At 38.1% G+C, this 17,906-nt stretch carries 11 protein-coding genes and 1 tRNA gene; 2 read left to right on the forward strand and 10 right to left on the reverse strand.

All coding sequences use genetic code 11. The annotated features are described in order from the left end of the window. Nucleotides 1-28: 28 nt before the first annotated feature. Entirely contained in the window at nt 29-1,030 is a 1,002-nt protein-coding gene (locus ACJVDK_RS16590) for an FKBP-type peptidyl-prolyl cis-trans isomerase (protein ID WP_443937781.1), read from the forward strand. Nucleotides 1,031-3,391: 2,361 nt separating this feature from the next. On the opposite strand, the gene ACJVDK_RS16595 is transcribed toward ACJVDK_RS16590, so the two are convergent. The 7 genes from ACJVDK_RS16595 to ACJVDK_RS16625 all read right to left on the reverse strand — a co-directional run bounded on the left by ACJVDK_RS16595 (nt 3,392) and on the right by ACJVDK_RS16625 (nt 13,976). Beyond that, entirely contained in the window at nt 3,392-4,777 is a 1,386-nt protein-coding gene (locus ACJVDK_RS16595) for a TlpA family protein disulfide reductase (RefSeq protein WP_443937782.1), read from the reverse strand. A gap of 74 nt (nt 4,778-4,851) precedes the next feature. Beyond that, on the reverse strand, nt 4,852-6,381 hold the full coding sequence (locus ACJVDK_RS16600) for a PKD-like family lipoprotein (RefSeq protein WP_443937783.1): 1,530 nt from the start codon (nt 6,379-6,381) through the stop codon (nt 4,852-4,854). Between the two features lie 25 nt (nt 6,382-6,406). Continuing rightward, nucleotides 6,407-7,183 carry a DUF4843 domain-containing protein gene (locus ACJVDK_RS16605; RefSeq protein ID WP_443937784.1) on the reverse strand — a complete coding sequence of 259 codons (777 nt, stop codon included), beginning with the start codon at nt 7,181-7,183 and terminating at the stop codon, nt 6,407-6,409. Nucleotides 7,184-7,189: 6 nt separating this feature from the next. Beyond that, a complete protein-coding gene (locus tag ACJVDK_RS16610; protein WP_443937785.1) occupies nt 7,190-8,623 on the reverse strand; it encodes a RagB/SusD family nutrient uptake outer membrane protein in 1,434 nt (477 codons plus the stop codon). 11 nt (nt 8,624-8,634) lie between these two features. Continuing rightward, nucleotides 8,635-11,985: a SusC/RagA family TonB-linked outer membrane protein gene (locus ACJVDK_RS16615; RefSeq protein ID WP_443937786.1), complete on the reverse strand. Its 3,351-nt coding sequence runs from the start codon at nt 11,983-11,985 to the stop codon at nt 8,635-8,637. 129 nt (nt 11,986-12,114) lie between these two features. Next, nucleotides 12,115-13,296: a FecR family protein gene (locus ACJVDK_RS16620; RefSeq protein WP_443937787.1), complete on the reverse strand. Its 1,182-nt coding sequence runs from the start codon at nt 13,294-13,296 to the stop codon at nt 12,115-12,117. A gap of 83 nt (nt 13,297-13,379) precedes the next feature. Further along, nucleotides 13,380-13,976, reverse strand: a complete 597-nt coding sequence (locus ACJVDK_RS16625) for an RNA polymerase sigma factor (protein WP_443937788.1) — start codon at nt 13,974-13,976, stop codon at nt 13,380-13,382. A 183-nt stretch (nt 13,977-14,159) separates the two neighbouring features. Here ACJVDK_RS16625 and ACJVDK_RS16630 point away from each other — a divergent pair. Continuing rightward, nucleotides 14,160-14,234: transfer RNA gene (locus tag ACJVDK_RS16630), tRNA-Arg, on the forward strand. A 447-nt stretch (nt 14,235-14,681) separates the two neighbouring features. Here the strand turns inward: ACJVDK_RS16630 and ACJVDK_RS16635 are convergent. The 3 genes from ACJVDK_RS16635 to ACJVDK_RS16645 form a co-directional block, all read right to left on the reverse strand. After that, nucleotides 14,682-16,637, reverse strand: coding sequence for a beta-N-acetylhexosaminidase (locus tag ACJVDK_RS16635; protein ID WP_443937789.1), 1,956 nt, complete (start codon nt 16,635-16,637; stop codon nt 14,682-14,684). 95 nt (nt 16,638-16,732) lie between these two features. Beyond that, nucleotides 16,733-17,131 carry a DUF7793 family protein gene (locus ACJVDK_RS16640; protein WP_443937790.1) on the reverse strand — a complete coding sequence of 133 codons (399 nt, stop codon included), beginning with the start codon at nt 17,129-17,131 and terminating at the stop codon, nt 16,733-16,735. Nucleotides 17,132-17,143: 12 nt separating this feature from the next. Continuing rightward, entirely contained in the window at nt 17,144-17,848 is a 705-nt protein-coding gene (locus ACJVDK_RS16645) for a gamma-glutamyl-gamma-aminobutyrate hydrolase family protein (protein ID WP_443937791.1), read from the reverse strand. Nucleotides 17,849-17,906 lie beyond the last annotated feature (58 nt).

Genomic DNA, 17,906 nt, shown 5'->3' on the forward strand with positions numbered 1-17,906 from the left:
AAACCAATATAAAGTTTAAACAATAAAAATGAAAAAGGGAATTATTATTCTAGCGGCAGCAACAGTAGGATTGACTGCTTGTAAAAGATGGGAAAAAGGTGAGGGTGATATGACCTACAAAATTTACAAAAGCGAAGGGAAAGCAAAAATTCAAGAAGGTGATTTTGTAAAATTAAACGGAATTCAAGTTATCGAAACAAAAAGCAATGGCGATTCTGTTTTGGTAAATACGTATGACAATGAGCGTCCTGCTTTCTTTCCTATTAGCAAATCGATGTTTAAAGGCGATATGGTTGCTGCATTGAAATTATTAGGAGAAGGGGATAGTGCAAGTTTCAAATTGAACTTAGATTCAATGGCTAAATACTCGGGTCAACCGAAACCAACAGGAGCAAAAGATAATTATGCGACCTTCACTGTAAAAATTGAGAAAGTATTGCACAAAGATGCAAAAGAAGCTGATTCTACTTTCGAAGCTAAGAAAAGATCATTTTTTGAGCAAGAGTACAAAGACTTAGTAGCTAAAAACAAAGCTTCTGAAGAAGGTAAAATCAAAAAATACATTTCAGATAACAACCTTAAAACAACTACAACTGCATCGGGCTTACAATATGTAATCGAAACAGCAGGTAATGCCGAGAGAGCAACCTTAACTGACACAGTAATGGTTGATTATACAGGTCAGTTTACCAACAAAAAAAGCGATGGTAAATTAAACGTATTCGATACATCGAATGGTAAAATTGCAAAAGAAGCGGGTATTTATTCGCCAATGGCACAATATGCACCACGTCCTTTAGTATTGGGTCAATTAGCTCCAGGTTTCATCGAAGGTGTACAATTAATTGGTGTTGGTGGTAAAATCAAAATCGTAATGCCGTCAAAATTAGGTTATGGCGAGAACGGTGGTGGTCCAATCAATCCATTCACTCCATTAGTATTCGATATCGAAATTAAAGGAATTAAAAAAGCAACAGCACCTTTGGTAGCTCCAGCAGCTCCAGCAATGAGTGCTCCTGTTGTTAAATAAGGAATTAAACCGTATAGTAAAAGGCGATGGAATTTTTTCATCGCCTTTTTTTGTAAGCTATTTTTTTGAATGAGGTGAAGAATTTTTCTTGGAGATTCTTCGTGGGGTTTGTAGATGACAAATCATGAATGCTTCTCTTGGTTAGTAAAAGAAATCTTTACGTCCTCTGTGAAAATCCGCTGCATGCTTTGTGGTAAAAAGATAGTATTTCCTTCACTCGTTTGATCCGCACTCTTTCCCTTGCTTGCCTCTTGCCGGCAGGGCATTTACTTTTGTAGGCCAAAAGTAACCAAAAGCCTTTGTCGATCCGGCTAGGCAGCTTTGCCCACAAGCCCTTTGCGCAAAACAAAAACAATATCGCTGGTTTTGTGGGGATTGGTTTTGTAACCCCAAGTTTTTAAACCACAAAACTGAATTGAACAATGCTCGGTAGTGCATATTCGAATGTTTCTGCAGCTGTTTTTGTTTTCTCCCGCTGCTTGGTATGCATCCCGAGCATTCGGGATCGACGGGCGTTCTTCGGTTCATGACTGCAGTTTTGAACGTTTGTTTTCAAAGCATGTTTTATTCTGGCTATTGCTCGGCTAGCCCCCATGCTAGGACCGGCATAGGAGGTGTTGGACGAAGAAAGCAGTAAGAAGCTGTGCAGAAACGTTCAAATTCTTACTGTTCAAGAGAATTTGCAGCCGAGCGAAGGAACTGTGCGAAGCCAAGGCCTCAAATTATCGCCATCGAGCTTTTGCTAGCTTTATTCAACAACAGATCCAAGCCTTGATTGTTTGGTTACTTTATTATCAAGAAAAAAGAACTAAGCCCGCCGGCTATGAGGCGATAATTGATTTTTCTTTAAGAGATTGCTTACTAAGCTCGAACATGATAATGAATCTTTAAGTTTTATTGAGATAACCAAAATAAATCACTCGTATAGCCCGCACTCTTTCCCTTGCTTGCCTCTTGCCGGCAGGGCATTTACTTTTGTGGGCCAAAAGTAACCAAAAGCCTTTGTCGATCCGGCTAGGCAGCTTGGCGCGCAAAGCCATTACTCAAAACAAAAACAGTCTCGCTGGTTTTGTGGGAGATTGGTTTTGTAACCAAGATTTAATTATTGCCACAAAACTGAATTGAACAATGCTCAGTAGCACAAACTCGAATGTTCCTGCAACTGTTTTTGTTTTCTCCCGCTGCTGGGGACCGACGGACGTACTTCGGTTAGTACCTGCTATTTTGAACGGTTGTTTTACAAGCATATCGCCCAAGAAATATTACTTAAACACTATTGTTGTCAATGCTATAAACTTTCAAGATCGCTGCTCGGCTAGCCCCCATGCTAGGACCGGCCTAGGAGCTGTTGGACGAAGAAAGCAGTAAGAAGCTTTGCAGATACATTCAAATTCTTACTGTTCAAGAGAATTTGCAGCCGAGCGAAGGAACTGTGCGAAGCCAAGGCCTCAAATTATCGCCATCAAGCTTCTGCTAGCTTTATTCAACAACAGATCCAAGCCTTGATTGTTTGGTTACTTTATTATCAAGAAAAAAGTAACTAGGCCCGCCGGCCATGAGGCGATAATTGATTTTTCTTTAAGAGATTGTTTTGCTAAGCGCGCAATGACGAGGGTGTTTAAGAAATTTTCTTTATTCGGTGCTAGGTGTTTGCCAACCCACTTCCCTTGCTTGCCTCTTGCCGGCAGGGCATTTACTTTTGAAGGCCAAAAGTAACCAAAAGCCTTTGTCGATCCGGCTAGGCAGCTTGGCGCGCAAAGCCATTACACAAAACAAAAACAGTCTCGCTAGGTTTTGTGGGGAATGGTTTTGTAACCAATAGTAATTGTAGCCACAAAACTGAATAGAACAATGCTCGGTAGTACAGATTTGAATGTTGCTGCAACTGTTTTTGTTTTCTCCCGCTGCTGGGGATAGACGGACGTACTTCGGTTAAGAACTACTATTTTGAACAGTTGTTTTACAGGCATATCGCTGAAAATCTCCCTGTCATTCTCTGGTACACAATTTACATCAAGGTAAAAGAAGTTGCCCCGCCGGCAACAAGGCGATAAAGATTTCTCTTTAAGAAATAGCCTTGATCGGGATGATAGCTAATTTTTGTGTTCGCTACGTTAGCAAAAGAAATCTCTACGTACTCTCTGTCAAATACTCCGAGCACTCTGTGATAAAAATAGAACTCAAGCAAGCTGTAGTTGTTTCGATATGCTTCATATAGAGTTGTTACTTTAGACTATGGGTAAATATAGTGGTAAAGCCCCTAAGTAGCGCAGCAGAGGCTTTAAAAAAGGTGCGACAGCTAGAATATTTAAGGGAGCAAAAAAAACGGCTTAGTTTATTTAAAAACCAAGCCGTGTACTTTTATAAAGTTGAGAGTGCTATTTCTATCATTTTCTTAAGCGAAGGATCGGACGGACGTGCAGCATCCGAACTAATGATTTTCCCTTTTGCATCGAACAATAAAAAGTGAGGGATAGCAGTAATTTTATAGAACTTCATCAATTCATTTTGCGGACCGCCTAATAATTGAATGCCGCCCAATTGTTCACTCGCAATCATCGATTTCCACTTTTCTTTATCCTTATCCGCATCGGCCGAAAGGCTTACGAACTTCACTTTCTTTCCTTTAAATTCTTCCTCTAGTTTTTTCAAATAGGGGATTTGTGCTTTACAAGGGCCGCACCAAGTTGCCCATACATCTACTAATACAATGTTTCCTTTTAAGTCATTTAAACTGGTAAATTTTCCATTCTGATCTGGATAATTAAAATTAAATGCCGTTTGTCCAGGTTTATTTGTGGCAAGAGTTTTGGCTATTTCCGACGCTAAAGACTTTTGCTCTTTGCTTAAAATATATTTACCAAAAAGTGCCGTATTTGCCTCATATTGTTCAAAGTTTTTTAGCTTCTTCATGCGATTGAGCACAAAATCTCCTTTTAAAGTGTCATTTTTGATTATACTAAAAGCAAGGTTATAACCATCAAAACCTTTTTTTGCAAGTTCTTTGTTCTTGGTTAATTCAAATGTTGGGATAATGCTCAGCAGGTGTTGGCCATAAGGCGAGGTGTAAAATACCTGCGTATTTTGGGTATACTTTTCGAAATTAAGATTTTGATAATATTTTGGATACTCTTCTACAGACGGGTGAGCAGTTCGGGGTGTTAATAGATAATTTACGGCATAATAGGCTAAATCAAAATCGATTAATTGTTTAAATGCTGCGTCAAATTTTTTATTTCCACTCAATTTGCCTTTTTTTAGCGCTTCGGCGTTTTGTTCCGTTTGTGTTAAAACAGGAAAAAAGTCTACATAGGTACTAAAAGATTTGCCGAAATTAACCGATTTAAAAGCCGCAGTTTTCGATTGTTGATACCATTGTGTAAGGAGTATATTTTCTTTTGTATTGTTTTTTCCTGCTAGTGTATAGCTGGTATCTGAAAGGTTAATGCTTAAGGCATCACCTGCTTTAAAGTAGAATTTGTAGAGTCCTACTCCACTAGGACTTGCATTTAAACCTACAGCATACACACCTTCATTTTCTGGGAAAAATTGAAATGCAAATTGTCCATTTTTATTTGCCTGGGCACTCGCAATTTCTACGGTTTCTCCTCGTTCAATGCTATAAAGCTTAACGGGGCTAGTGAATCTTGATTTTACTAAGCCAGTAATGGAAGCTGGTTTTTGGGCAAATGCATTTAACTGTAATGCAAGTGTAAATAGGATAATAAGGGTTGACTTTGGTTTCATATGTGTTTTTTTCACCTAAAAAGCCCGATGTTTACTAGGTAAATCATCGGGCGGATAATAAGGAATTTTTTATTTTAACGTCCTCTATACGATAGACTGACTATTTTGCCCATTCCTGTAAATAGGTTTTTTGAAACTAGAGGGGCTTGTAATGTAGGTACACCGAAAATTTCCATTTTGCCGTTTTGGCCTTCAGGTTTTGTAGGGTCATAGCTACAAACGATTAAATCGTTGCTATTTGGGTTTAATCTACCACCACCTGATCTGTATTTTTCAAATTTTAACAACGTAATCTTTTCTGCGCCTCTATCTAACATCAGTTGAGTCGTTTTCGTGTTAATATCGTATTCGTATACTTTTGAACCTACGTTATAGAGTATGTACAAATAGGCAGGGTTAATACAAATATTTTCAGCTTTATCGAAATCTGTTGCTGTAATTTCAGCGTATGCTCTTTGTGGAGCACTCGCATTTGCATTTATGGCAAAACCACCGATGTAACACTTATTTGTTGTAGTTTCTTTCCAAACAAAATAACAGTCGGCATTAGGTGAAGCTACAGAAATACCCGTCATGAAAAGTAGTTCTTTATTGGTATTGCCATTATACGTGAATTTTCGTGATGCTACGGCTTGTTCGGTCATTGCTGTACATACGCTGCCTCCGTTTGCATACTTTACAAAACGACGGTTATCTTTATCCCAAAGCATGACTGGAAGAGCTGAAGACACCTCATCGGTGCCTATAAATGGCGCAACTTTAAACAGGGCTCCCGCTGTTCCTACCGAGTTAATTGGAGAACCAAAATAGGTGGTATAAACTCTTGAATAGCCATAAGCATTTTCATCATTTCCAATCATTACAGCATTTGCGGAAGTATTTTGCCTAATTGCTTGTACATAAAAATCAGAACTAATACCGCCAAATACCTCGTATCCTATGTTCATGGTTGGGCTGTAGTGAAAATCATCACCATGTATTTTTTCAGTAGTAGCGTCGGTTGATAAATAAATACCATAGGTTAATTGATCAGGGCCAAGCAATGCCCCAGTTGCATAGCAGTAAACTGATTTTGGATTACCTTTTAAGGTTAGCGCGGAACCTGTTGATTTTAAAAGGTCGTTAATTAAGCTGTATTGCGTGGTAGCAGTGCTGTATGATAACATATCCAAGCGAGCTTTCCCATTTACCTCAGCCATCATTAAAAAGCCTTCATTGATTTCATTCTCTACCCTCAAATTAAATTCTTTACGGAAAGATAAACCTGTTTGCTTATCCTTTACTACAAATGAAAAATAGTATAAACCTGCTGACAGGGTCATGGTTTGATTTAATACGCGTGTATTGGCAAAATTAATAAGTTGGTTACCATTCTGGCTATACTGCCACGTGTAGGTATAGCGAGCCGTATCATTATCCTCGGTAAAGGTTACAATCGGGTCTAATTTGAAGTTTTGACCCAAATAAGCGGTTGTGTCATTTACATTAACAAATGCTTTAAGCTCATTAACCGAGTGATATTCGTAATTTCCTATATCTTTTCTACATGCAAATAGGAGTATAGCCATGCAGGCGAATACCATAAATTTTAAATTCTTTAACATTTTAAAAATATTTAATTGTATAAAATTATTTACCTGTTCCGCCGGCTAGGGTACCCATTGACATGGTTCTTCCGTCCTCTTCTTTAATGGTGTTGCCAGCAAGAATTTGATCGGCTAGATAACGTTGCATAAATCGGCCATAGGCAAGCGTTTCTCCCAATGCTAGCCCTTTTTGATTTAAATATGCCGGTGTGATGCCTAGAACATCACTCATTAACAGTAATTTTTTACGACTGAAAACGCCAAAACAAATATCCACCCATCCAATTGGTCTAATGATTTGATCGTTTACAAAAAATCTGTACTTTGTTTTTGATAAACCGTTAACGGCATCGTCTTTTAACGTATTCTCGAAATTTTCATTTGATTCTAAATTTAAGAACAAGGTCAAATAGAAAGGCTCGGTTGCATTTGCTGCTGGAAGCATGGCCGCAGTGCGATGAAATTTTATGGCCAAGGTATCCGTTAACATATTTTTCTTAATGGTAAATGTACTTGGCAGTTGATCATAATCAGACCCCTCTTTGGCAGTCGAAAGTGGATCAACCGTTAATTTATACGTTCTATCTACTTCGCTTTTAGCTCCGGTAGCAGCAATTACTACTTTGGTTACTGTATCGTTGTAGGTTACTAAAGCAAAGGATATTGCCGTAGAATCTTTTGGAAGTCTAGTTACAGCTTTCTCTGCTTGCTGAAAATAAATTTCACTTTTCGCTTCATAGATAAGCGGACTTTCTTTTTTACAAGCAGTGATAGCAAGTACTGCAAACAACACTGTTGAAATATAATGTATGCTTTTCATCTTTAATTAGTTTGTGGGATAAAAATCAGTTTCAGACAAAGGAAGTGGTGCTATGTAATTTGCTTTCGTCATAGCAATATTACCGGTAGCTGCAGAACCATTGGGTATGGCATTTAAGTTCTTTCTTTTGTAGTAAAAGAAGATTTGTCCTTCGCCAATAAACTCCCTTTGGTATTCTAAAGTAAGTTCGTTGGGTAAGTTTGCTGTGGCACTTAAACTTTGTAAACCGCGGTTGTTACGGACTGTGTTTAAATATTCGAGTGCCGTAGCATTATTCGGCTCGCATTCTGCCGCAATGTAGTATACTTCACTCAACTTTAACAAGGGAACGGTAAATCTAAAGGGCATTGATTTGTTGGTCACATCAGCATATTTATTAAAGGAATAGTATGGTTTTACGCCTGAGTTTAACCAGTTTAACTTGTACCGAAAATCGTTTATATTATCGTTGTATAGGTTTTGTAAGCGCGTAAGATTTGGTGCTAAAATTACGTTATCGGCTAATGCATCCGAGAAATAGGCGTTTTGCTTCGTGTAAAGTTGAGAACATTGAATGCCGGAAATCATTTCAGTCGTGAAAATTCGATCTGGACTGGTAGAACGGTTAATTGAATCTGCACTGACCCAAGGGAAATAGTTCTTTTTTTGGATAACCAATTTCGATGCAGCTAAGGCTGATACTTTGTCGGTGCGGTATAAAAATACACGTGCTTCCAAGGCTTTTACTGCATAATAATTTAAACGATAGTTACGGTTTCTTAAGAAATCTTTACCATCATTTTGAAAAGTTGGCATCACGCCGCTGGCAATTATAGGATCCACAGCTAACATGCTTTCAGCTGTTTTTAAATCCGCAATAACCAGTTCCATTACTTTATTAGCAGGAAGAATGGCGTTAGCAGATTGTGTTGATTTGTTGTAATAGGGGATTGCATTCAGTGTAGAATCTCCATTTGAATACACCGGGCCAAAAATTCGTAATAAATCAAAATGCATCATGGCTCTCATGGCAATGGCTTCTCCTTTATAGATGGACATTTCATTTGCCGTTAGAACACCGGTACCATACTTGTCTAAATTTTCAATAAAGGTATTGGTGCTTAAGATATTTTTGTAAGCGCTAGTCCAAATCGTGTTAAACTTAGTTTTTGATTGATTTTGCGCAAAACTAAGCGTTGAATAATAGGAATGTGTACCAGGAACACTGTAGTTTTGGCCTAAAATTTCCATGGTTGATAAGGTTAAATTATCACCATATAAAGCATCTTTCGCTAAATTTAAGTACAAGCCATTCAGTACCCCATTAATACCCGATTTGTTTTGATAGGCTTGGCTTTCAAGCACCTTATCGTCTGGAGTTACGCTTAAGAATTTTTTGCACGAGGCCAATGCTAGTATGGCCAACACAAGTGCTATAAATTGTATATTTTTTGTTTTCATTGTTTTCTGAATTAAAATGAAGCTCGTAAACTAAATGAAACGACACGAGAAAATGGATAATCTGTGCCTCGTTCTCTTTGTATGGTTGAGATATAAAAAATATCGTTTGCAATACACGTTAAACTCAACGATTTTAAGCTGACGCTCTTTAACCACTTCTGATCTCTAAAGTTGTAACCCATGCTTAAAGATTCGCCACTGATAGTATTGTTACGTTGAACAAAGCGCGATGATATTGGAGTAGAGCTTGTATTTTGAACGGCTTTAAATTGAGTAATATCACCAGGGTTTTGCCAACGGTCGTATAAAGCTCGTTTATCTTGATTATATACTATTTGAGCAAAAGAGATGTTTTCAACTTTGTTATATAAGGCTGTATTGAAAATGTCACCACCGAATTGATAGCGCATATAAACGCCTAGGGTAAAGTTCTTATAACTGAAATTTGTACCAAAAGTACCTTCCACTTTTGGAATTCTTGTTCCTACCACTTCAAATAGTGCATCCGAATATTCAAATGATTGTCCCCCAGTTGGTGTTAAGAATACTTCATTTCCAGTTGCTGGATCTATACCCAAAGAAATTCTTGACCATAAATCGTCGGGACTAGCACCATCGGTATAACGCGTTAATGCTCCGCTTGCCGCTTGCGCTTTATTCAAATTGGCCAACGTTTCACCAAATTTATCGTATTTCTTTTTATTGAACTTACCATTCGCATTAACAGACCAAATGATGCCGTTATTCCGCTGATTGATGATGATATATTTTAATGAACTCTCAAAACCATTAATGGTTAGCTGACCCGCATTTAAAGGATAGGTGTCTAAACCGGTTGATGAAGGCAAATCTACTGCTACAACCAATGGATTGGTCACTTTGTTGTACGCTTCAAAATTACCGCTTAATCGACTGTGAAATAATTGGAAATCGATACCGGCACTAATTTGTTGTGTCTTTTGTGGTGCTAATTGTGAGTTACCTAGTGTTGTTAACGAAATTCCATTACCAAATTGGTTGTAATTGGTGTTTCCGCTGTAAGCATATATCGATTCGGTTGTTACCCCTCCGTAGTTCTGATTTCCCGTAGTTCCAATATTGGCATATAGTTTTAAGCGATTAATCCACGAGCTACTAGTTAAAAACTTTTCATTGTTAATATTCCATCCCAAACCAGCTGACCAAAAGGGTGAAAATTGTTTATCGCTTCCAAAAACTGTTGAGCCATCTAAACGATACGATAAATCGGCTAAAAATCTACGATCGAAAGCATAGTTTGCCGAACCAACAAAATCCAATGAACGTACAATAGAAGTGTACGCGTTGGGCGCCCCACCAGTCGCGTATGAATAAGCAAAGGCCGGATTTCCGGTGCTTCCCGAAGGATAACCTACGGCACTAAATCCTAATGATGAATTTTGGTTGTTGCTAATTTGTGACCTTAGATTTGCAGTAACAGAATGCTTCCCACCAAAAACCTTTCCATAGGTTATTAATCCATTTGCTGTATATGCATTGTTGTTTAACTTTTTGTTTGAATAGGTTCCTCTAAGTGTTGGTATCGTATTAATAAATTGGCTATCATCCGGTGAAACAAACTGAGTGGTTTCGGTTACTGCTTTGGATACTTGTAAGCCTACCGAAATTTTAAGCGCCGCATTAATGTCGTAGCGTAAGTTTAAATTGTTCTGTACTTGAAAGTTCGAGCTTTCATCTTTGTTTGGCAAAACAGCATCATACAAAGGGTTTCCTACCGTAAAGCCTAAATTATTAGATTGTAAGCCTGTTTCGAGGTTAATAATCGATGGATCTTTTTCATAATACGGATTAAGTGCAACATAGTCAGAAAAGTTGCCATAAGGCGAATTAAAAGCTTTATACCCTCTAATATAGGTTACGTTTTGAATGTTGAGCTTACCTTTTCGATAGGTTAAATTCACGTTTGCATTCCATGTATCTCTGCCCGATCCCTTCATTACGCCATCTAGGCTTTTGTAGTTTAGACCTAAGCCATACTTAAATGAGTTATCGCCTCCTTCAGCAAAGATGGAATTGTTTTCGGTGATGCCTGTTTGAAGTGGTTCGGCTAGCCAATAGGTGTCTACCCCACGTTGCACCGCTTTTAAATGGGTATTGTATAAATCGTCTAATCTATATTGTGCGAACACATTACTACTGTTTGTCGTGTAGCGGCCAGATAAAAGTTCAAATTGTAATTTCTCTTGCGCATTCATTAAGTTGTAGCTCGATAAATCGGGCAATTCAATTCTTAAGTCGTTTGTATAGCTAAAACGTAATTCTCCTGTTTTTGGCTGAAGCGTTTCAATTACCACAACACCGTTTGATGCTTTTGAACCGTAAAGGGCTGTAGATGCAGCATCTTTTAAAATAGTTACAGAAGCAATGCGATTCACATCCAAATCAACTACTATCTGCAAAGTGGTTTCAAAACCATCTAAAATAAATAAGGGTTGGTTTGGGTCGGTACTAAATTCATCTTTTAAGTTCGATTGAATACTCGTTGTACCACGTAACTCAATGGTCGGTAAATTATTTGGATTGGAACCTGCTAAATTGTTCTCGATTTGAACAAAAGAAGGATCTAAGGTTTTTAAACTTTGAATGATGTTACCTGTACTTACGTTTCTAAGTTCTTCGCCCGTATAGTTAGAGGTTGCACCCGTGAAGCTGTTTCTGTTACGTGTAATACCGGTACCAGTGATTACTACATCTTTCATGTCTGTAACATTTGGCACCATCTTGATACGTAGTTTTTCTTTAGCCTTTATTGTTTGCGCAACATAGCCTTGGTAGGTAATAGAGATGATGGCACCTTCCTCTACACCACGAATAGTAAATTCTCCATTTCCATTGGTTACAGCGAGAAGGGTAGTACCTTTTACACGAATAGTTGCCCCAGGTAATGGATTACCATCCTCGTCTAGAACGGTACCTGATACATCAATTTTAGCGAAAAAATTCTTCATTTTGTCGAAAAAACCAACTTCTTTCTCTATAATAACAATGGTACCATTGTTAATGGTGTAGGTTAGCGGTTGATTCGCGAAAATTTCGTCCAGTGCTTGTTCAATTTTTGTAGACTGGATGTTTACAGAAATTGGTGTTAATTTATGCGCACTGTTTTCCGTGTACACGAAATTTAAACCGGTTTGTTTTTTTAACTCTACTAAAACATTTTTTAGTGTTGAGTTGTTTACATTGATAGAAACTTTCTGTGCGAAGGTGTGGGCATTTACCTGCAAAAAGCCTAGTGTAATTAATAGGATTGTTAGTTTCATGATACGTAAGCTTGAGCGTATATTTCCAAAGAAATACACCTTGCTATGAGTATATAATTTCATACATTTGATTGTTTGGGTTTTTGATAAAGTGATTAGTTGATCTTATAATTGCCCGACAGTACAAACTGGAAGTGTTCGCAGCACTTTCAGTTTTTTGTCTTTCAAGAAATGGGTGAGGTGGAGGTAGATTTATTTCATTACAATAACACTCCTTCCTTCAATTTTAAAGTGAATTTTATTGGTTAATTGCAGGGTATTTAATACTTCTGCTATGTTTTTGAATTTTTGAATGGAACCACTAAAGCGGTCAGTTGGTTTTTTCCCTTCGTAACGCACATCAATATTGTACCAGCGGATCAATTGCGGCAAAATGTTTTCTATTGTTTCGTTTTCGAAGCTAATTAGGTTGTTTTTCCAGGCCAAAGCCAATTGGATGTCGGCTTTATTGCTGTTAAGCACATTGCTTTTGCTAAGTACAGCTTGTTCACCCGGATGGAGCAACATGTTTTTGCCATCATACGAGTTGGTAAGTTTAACCCTGCCTTCTACCAAGGTGGTTCGCTGACTTACTTCATCGCCATACGCATTGATGTTGAAATGGGTACCTAAAACCTCTAGCGTTTGATCCTGTGTGCTAACTAAAAAAGGCTTTGTTTTATCGGGTTTTACTTCAAAATAGGCTTCGCCTGTAAGCTCTACTTTTCGCGTAGCACTGTGTGTAAAGGTATTAGGGAAGCGAAGCGTTGAAAGAGCATTTAGCCAAACTTTTGTTCCATCAGGCAACTCAATTTGATATTGCCCTCCTTTTGGTGTACTTAAGGTGTTAATGGCGGGTTCAGCATCGCTTGAAGCGCTTACTTTGTAAATTAACGTTCCTTTATCCGTATTTTGAATGCTTATGCCCGAAACTGCTGAAAGATTTTCTGCAGCATGGTTGTCTAAATTAATCTCCTGGCCGTTTTCTAACGTCAACGTTGCATGATTTCCACCCGCTTTAATTTCTTTTGAATGAGCCAGTAGGGTAGGCGACTGTTGTTTTTGACTGCGATAAATACTGAAAGACACAATAGCGATGGCAACGGCAGCTGCTATGCTCACATATAATTTGATAGAACCGATAAACGGTTTTTTTAATGTGTTGTTCGTGGCAATTTCAGCGGTTATTTTGTCGAAAATTTTTGCCGAGTTAACTGAAGTAAATTTTTTGAGGTCGTTTTTGAGCGCAGTTTCTTCTTTGAATTGTTCCAACATCAATCTGTTTTCCTCCGACAAATCAAGCCACTGCTGTAGCTCAGCTTGTTCTGTTGCAGAAAGGTTGTTTTTTAGGCTTTTCAGCGCTAATTCAGCAATGCGGAATTCTCGGTTTAACATTTAGTTTGGTTTTTTGATGAGCGTTGTTTAAAATTATATTCCTATAACAGTTCAACATTCAAAACAACCATCAAAAAATGAAATTATTTTATAAAAAAGAAGAAAGAACTGATTACGGCGCTTGAAAGGCCTTTTTTTAATAAGGAATTTTTTAATAATTGTATGGCTTTTGTTTTTTGATTGCGCACGGTTTGCACGGAAAGACCCAGTTTGTCTGCGATTTTGTCGGTACTTTCATTTTCAAAATAAATTAATTTGAAAATCTCTTTCATTTTATCAGGCAATTCTTCTATTTCCCGATAAATGGATTGTAAAATTTCCGATTTTATGATGCTATTTACAATAGTATCTTCTGTAGAACCCAGTTGGAGTAAGAGTTGTTCCTGACTCGACGATCGTACTTTAAGATGTTGTAAATAATTTAAACACGCATTTTTTGCGGCAATGTACAGAAAGGCTTTGATGTGTTGTTGTTCTGAAAAATCGTTTCGCTTTTTCCAGAGTTTTAAAAAGCAATCGGCAACAATATCTTCTGCTTCGTCAGAATCTGCGAGTATGTTGTTTACAAAGTGACAGAGTGGACGATGAAATAATTCAAAAAAATAGGCAAGCCCCTCATTACTTCCGCTGTTAAATTCCGTAATCCAATATTGATCATCCTTAACGATGTTCGGGTTCATGCTAAGTTTAAGTTTGGGTGCCTTTGGCAAATATACAATAATTTTTCATGTCGAATTATAGATACAAAAACTTGTTTTTGAGTGTTGCATGGTTGCTTTTTTGGCTGGAAAGACATAGGCTATCTTCATTATCCAGCAATCTCTAAAAACAGGTAAAAGTTTTAGTATATTTGCGGCCATTATGGCCCCGTAGTTCAACGGATAGAATAGAAGTTTCCTAAACTTTAGATAGCAGTTCGATTCTGCTCGGGGCTACCATTAGAAAGAGCATGTAATAGTGCTCTTTTGTTGTTTTTAACAGACTGTAAAATAAGTAATTACCTTGTAAATATATGCTGTTGCTGTTAATTTATTTGTTAATTATCTCTAATCAAAGATAAGGAAATGAAGCAAACTTTACATAAGTTTAAGGCGTTTTTGTTGATCTTTTGGCGCATCTACTGGCGCAGATTTACTCTGGATTTAGTATATCAATTATACTGTTTTCACTTTTAAAGCATGTAGAGACGAAGCAAGTTTGGAATTTTACTATTCATTCTCATTATTACATCTTTAGATAGCAGTTCGATTCTGCTCGGGGCTACTTCTCAACCTTTCGAAGATAATCTCATTTAATTGCCCCCATCGTGGCAAAAAACAAAAAATGAGCCCAATAAAAATTAATTTATTGGGCTCGTTTTATAGAATATGGTACTTTAAACGTATTTATTTTCGTTTCACCAAGTCGCTAATTGCGATGGTCATTAATCGGCCAACAGGTTGTTTACCGCGATAGGTAATTACTCGTAACAAACTTGCATCTTTAGGTGCAACTAAAGTGGAACTATATTTCGGGTAAAAACGGTCAGGGCTCGAATTATCAAAGCTATAATAAATATCTAAGCCTTCAATTTCGGTTGATAGGTCAATCATTAGTTGTTTATCAGGACTGTATCGCGCCGAAACAATCGGGTCGTAAATTGCTGGAGAATATTTTATTTCTGCTAAATCCAATCGTTTAAAATGGTCCTCGGTACGCTCCACAAAATTCGCCCAATTTTTCTTCTCAATCGGACTCCAAACAGATTCGGCAATCGCAAAAGAACGTGGCCAAAGCATGTATTGAACCTGACGGAAGTTGTACACTTGTTCGGTCCATAAATTAGCTTGGGCGCCAATAATGTATTTCGCATTTGCCTCTGGTGGAATTGGGTTAAACTGGTATACTTTGTTTAAACGCAAGGAAGCATATACGCGAGGTTCTGTACTTGCATCCCCTTGCATATAATCTAAATAGGCAAATTCGGTAGGACTCATCACCACTTCGTGTTGTTCTTTAGACGCTTCTACTCCGTATTTAACGCCGCGCCAGCTCATTACCGAGGCGGTAGGCGAAACGCCACCTTCTAAAATCTCGTCCCAGCCCATAAATTTCTTGCCCTTTGCGTTCACGATTTTTTCTACGCGTTTCTCGAAATACGCTTGCACCTGTGGAATCGTTTTTAAACCTTCGCGCGCCATCAATTTTTTAACGTCGGCACTTTTCTCCCAAAAATTGTGCGCGGCTTCATCGCCACCCATGTGGATGTAATCAAAAGGGAAAAGTTGAGCCACCTGCGTAATAACCGTGTCTAAGAAACTGTATACCTTTTCATTTGCCGGGCATAGGTTGTTATCAACCAAGGCAATGGGCGGAGCGCCACGACTCCAATCCATAATTTGTTCGCCTGAGCGTACTTTGTAATTTTCAGCTCCCGGTGTGCACGACAATTCAGGATAAGCGGCAATTGCAGCTAAGCTGTGTCCGGGAACATCAATTTCCGGTAAAATATTCACAAAGCGTTCTTTTGCATATTGTACCAATTCTTTAATGTCTTCTTGAGTATAAAAACCTCCGTAGGTACGCGGTTCGTTCGGGGCTGGAGGTGTAAAATAGCCAAAAGTACCCACTTTAGGTACACTCCAAGCACCTACTTCCGTAAGTTTTGGTAAACCTTTAATTTCGATGCGCCATCCTTCATCATCTGTTAAGTGAAAATGAAGCACATTGAATTTATAGCGCACCATGTTATCGATAAATTGTTTTACCTCTTGTTTGGTGAAAAAGTGACGCGAAACGTCGAACATTAAACCTCTCCAAGCCAATTTCGGATAATCCACAACGTCTACACAAGGAACTTTCCATTTAAAATTAGGTACCAATTCTTTGCTTTCAATTTCTACAGGAAACAACTGCAATAGCGACTGTACGCCCCAAAAAATACCTGCAGGCTTATTGGCCGTAATTACAATTTGCGTAGGATTTACGTTTAGTTTATACCCTTCTTTACCCAATTGGGCTTCCTCTTGTGTATTTAAAATTAATTTAATGGTCGGATGGGTCGCATTGTTTAAATGGCTCACGAATTTACCGGTAGCTAGGGTTAGCTTTGATGATAAGTAAGCTATAGGTTCGGCCATCTCCACACTTTTAGGCGCTTGAATAATTACATTCTCAGGGAGGATAAATGTACCCGCTTTCTTTAAAAGTGAAACAGGCTCTGGAATAAGCGCAATAGGAGCCGTAGAAACGGTATTTTCTTCACCATCGCCACTTTCAGTTTCATTTACGAGCGTTTGCGATTGTGCAAAGGTGCTTGCCGACAAAAAACAAGCGGCTAGTAAGCAAAATAATTTCTTCATGTATAGTTAAATAAAAGGAATATGCTGAAAATTTAATCGGCAATTTATAAAAAAAGTAGATAACGGTTTCTTTTTTAAATAAATATTAAAAAATATTAGGACATTCTGACTGCGAATTGCTCTAACCATTCTTTTGCTTTCTTGTCATTGGTAAAAGATTTTATTGGGATGGGAGGACTTTGAAGTGTAAACAAAACATTCATAATCAATTTGGTTAAACCACTGTTTGCTACCATGGCCATGGCACTGTAGATGAGCGGTAACTGTTCAGTCGAAAATTGACGTGTTTCTTTATCCGGAACGGGTGAATTGCATAGATAAATAAGCAAGGGAACCGGTTTGTTATTGGTTATTTTTTGAACGAGTTCTACGTTGCGTTTAATGTTTTCAACAGTACGTTTAGGAGCTTTCGAGTACGAATATAAAATCCCATCAGCAAAGCGATAATCGGCAATTTCGCCTAAAATTAATGCGGTATTTTCGGGGATAATCATAGAAAAATCTGCTTATTTCTTTTGTAAAATGGCCTCGATAAAAGCATCATGAATATTTTTACAAAAGGGTCCTTGATGGTCTTTTAAGCGTTCCGGATGCCATTGAACTAAACATAAAAAAGCTCCATCGGCAGGATTTAATCGCTCTATAGCTTCTGCAACTCCGTCAGGAGAAACGGCACTTACCACCAATCCTTTTCCTACACGGTCTGCGCTTTGATGATGATTGCTGTTGACCAAGCCTGAATCCGTATTTACAATCTGGCCAAGCCACGAAGAGGGGTTTACCACAATGGCATGGTAACGATCACTTTTATCGGGCATTTTTGCATGGTCAAATTTTCCCCAAGTTGGAATATCGGGAATTAAGGTGCCTCCAAAAAAGACATTGGCTACCTGCAAACCACGGCAAATACCCAAAACGGGAATTCGATGGAGTTCGGTATGAGCTAAGACCTTAAATTCAAATTCATCGCGCGCAACATCAACATCGTCGGCATAACAATATTCGTAATATTCTGGCAGCTGGTAGAACTTGGGGTCAACATCTTCGCCGCCAGTTAATACAATGCCTTCACATTCCTGAATGCGGTCGAAATTATCCAGTTTATAACTCAATTTGATAATTTCAATGTTTTTATTGTACGATAAAACCCAATCGCTGTACACAGAAAATTTACTGCAGTCGGTTAGCCCTATTTTAATTTTATCACCCATATATGCACCTCTAAATTTTGGAAAGATAAAGATATAAAACACTGGAAAATATTGGATT

Source organism: Pedobacter paludisoli (assembly GCF_052344095.1).
GTDB lineage: Bacteria > Bacteroidota > Bacteroidia > Sphingobacteriales > Sphingobacteriaceae > Pedobacter.